The sequence below is a fragment of the Streptomyces prasinopilosus genome (assembly GCF_001419695.1).
GTDB classification, from domain to species: domain Bacteria; phylum Actinomycetota; class Actinomycetes; order Streptomycetales; family Streptomycetaceae; genus Streptomyces; species Streptomyces prasinopilosus.
The window spans coordinates 1-2,238 of the sequence record NZ_LIRG01000591.1; the positions used below are offsets into that span (position 1 = coordinate 1).

Below are 2,238 nucleotides of genomic sequence, written 5' to 3' on the forward strand. Positions count from 1 at the left end.
ACGAGGCCGGCCACGACGCCGGCGCCGCCGGGGAGGACGCCCTGGTGGCGGCGACGGACCGGTACGCGCGCACCGACGCCTGAGGAGTCCGCGGGCGGCGGTGTCCGCGAGCCGCCCGCCCCACGGATCGCCCGGCCCACGGACCGCCCGCCCCACGGACCGCCCGCCCTACGGGCGCCACACGAACCGCACGTCCGGTTCCCGCTCCTCGTTCCGGCTCCCGTCGGTCCACTCGACGGCCTCGAAACCGTGCCGTTCGTAGAAGCGGTGCGCGGGCCCGTTGACCTGGAAGGTCCACAGGGAGAGGCCCTCGGGGCGGTGCCGCTTGGCCAGGGCGACGAACCGGTCGCCCAGTCCGCGCCCGCGCCACTCGGGGGCGAGGTACAGCTGCGCCAGTTCCTCGCCCTCCAGCACCATCACCCCGGCGACGCCCCCGTCCTCCGCCTCCGCCACCCAGGTCTCGCACAGCGGCACGAGGACATCACGGAAGAAGCCGTGCACCTCGTCGTCGGACCGGGGCCGGACCACACCCGGCAGGGCCGCGGCGAACGACCGCAGCCAGACGCCGGCCGCGGGGACGGCGTCGGCCGGCAGGGCCCGGCGCAGGTTCACCGTCCGGCCGCCGGCGCTCATGAATCCGCCGCCGCGTCCGGTACGACGGCCGTCGCGGTGATCTCGACGAGCTGCCCGGGGTAACCGAGGCAGGCCACACCGAGCAGGGTCGACGAGTGCGGTCCGGCACTCAGCCCGGACGCCTCGACGACGTCCCACACGGCGGAGAGCGCGGCGGGCTCACCGCTCACGACGTACACGTCCGTCGACACCACCTGCGACAGGCCGCTTCCCACCGCGCGCAACCGCGCCTCGAGATGGGCCGGCACCTGCTCGGCCTGCCGCACCGGATCCCCCTCCCCGGCGAGCCTTCCGTCGGCGTCGAGCGGAACGGACCCGGCGAGGAACGCCGACCGGGTGCCCGCCTCGACGACGGAGACGGGGGAGTACAGGGGAGGGGGAAACAGGCCGGGGACGGCGACGCGCCGGATCACACGGGCTCCGATCTTCCGGGGACGACGAAGGACGGTCCCCCGATCATGCGGTCCCGGCCGCGCCGCCGCACTCCTATTTCACTCGCCCCGCCGGGCCGCGCTCCGTAGCCTTCCCACCCGACCGCCGCACACCCCTCCGTTTCCCCCGACAGGAGCCGCACCCGTGCCCTCCCTCCCGGACCAGGCCTTCCTCGACACGACCGCCGACCGGCTCGCCGCCCTCCCCGGTGTCCGCGCCGTCACCCTCGGCGGCTCGCGCGCCCAGGGCACCGCACGGCCCGACAGCGACTGGGACCTGGCCGTGTACTACCGGGGCGCCTTCGACCCCGACGACCTGCGCGCGGTCGGCTGGGAGGGCGAGGTGTCCGACATCGGCGGCTGGGGCGGGGGCGTGTTCAACGGCGGTGCCTGGCTGACCGTCGACGGCCGCCGCGTCGACGTCCACTACCGGGACCTCGACGTCGTCGAACGCGAACTGGCCGAGGCGGAGCGGGGCCGCTTCCGCGTCGAGCCGCTGATGTTCCACCTCGCGGGCATCCCGACGTACCTGCTCGTCGCGGAACTCGCGATCAACGAGGTGCTGCGCGGCGGACTGCCCCGCCCCGCCGCCTATCCGCGGGCCCTGCGCGAGTCCGCCCCGCCCCGCTGGTACGGCACGGCCACCGCCACCCTCGCCTACGCCGGGGCCGGCCACGCCCCCAGGGGAGCCGTCACCCAGGTCGCCGGGGCCGTCGCGGCCGCCGCGACGCAGACCGCGCACGCCGTGATGGCGGCGCGCGGGGAGTGGGTGACGAACGAGAAGGGGTTGATCGAGCGGGCGGGGCTGACCGGCGTGGACGCGCTGACGGAGGGCCTGACGCGCGACCCGGACGCCCTCGTCCGGGCGGTCGCGGACGCCGGGGCGCTGCTGCGCCGGGCCGTGGAGGCGGCCCGGCGGCGATCCGACTGAGCGCCGGGCGCCGGACAGCGCCGAGCGGCGCCCGGTGTCAGCGGCGCCCTCGGTACCGGCGGTGCCGGCCGGCGAACAGCGGTGCGAGGAGGACGGCGCGGCCCGTGCGGGCGCGGGCGTCAACGCCATGGCCCGCAGCGGCGGTCCGTCCACGACGGGGACACCGGTGCGGCCGGCGCGGCCCGTTCCGGCGGCAGGACGCGTTCCGCCCAGACGGTCTTGCCGGGACCGGTGGGCCGGGGC

3 protein-coding genes are annotated in these 2,238 nt (G+C 76.9%); 1 reads left to right on the plus strand and 2 read right to left on the minus strand.

Translation table 11 applies throughout. The features are described from left to right. Positions 1 to 168 precede the first annotated feature (168 nt). Complete coding sequence (locus AOK18_RS22840; protein ID WP_055695554.1) at positions 169 to 633, minus strand: GNAT family N-acetyltransferase; 465 nt, start codon at positions 631 to 633, stop codon at positions 169 to 171. After that, a complete protein-coding gene (locus AOK18_RS22845; RefSeq protein ID WP_055695555.1) occupies positions 630 to 1,046 on the minus strand; it encodes a RidA family protein in 417 nt (138 codons plus the stop codon). Before AOK18_RS22845 ends, AOK18_RS22840 begins: the two co-directional genes overlap by 4 nt. A 163-nt stretch (positions 1,047 to 1,209) precedes the next feature. Here AOK18_RS22845 and AOK18_RS22850 point away from each other — a divergent pair, with 163 nt between their 5' ends. Then, on the plus strand, positions 1,210 to 1,995 hold the full coding sequence (locus AOK18_RS22850; RefSeq protein WP_055695556.1) for a nucleotidyltransferase family protein: 786 nt from the start codon (positions 1,210 to 1,212) through the stop codon (positions 1,993 to 1,995). Positions 1,996 to 2,238: the final 243 nt, after the last annotated feature.

Coding starts and splice junctions, on each gene's coding strand:
- AOK18_RS22840 (WP_055695554.1), bottom strand. CDS start 633: ATGAGCGCCGGCGGCCGGACGGTGAACCTGCGCCGGGCCCTGCCGGCC.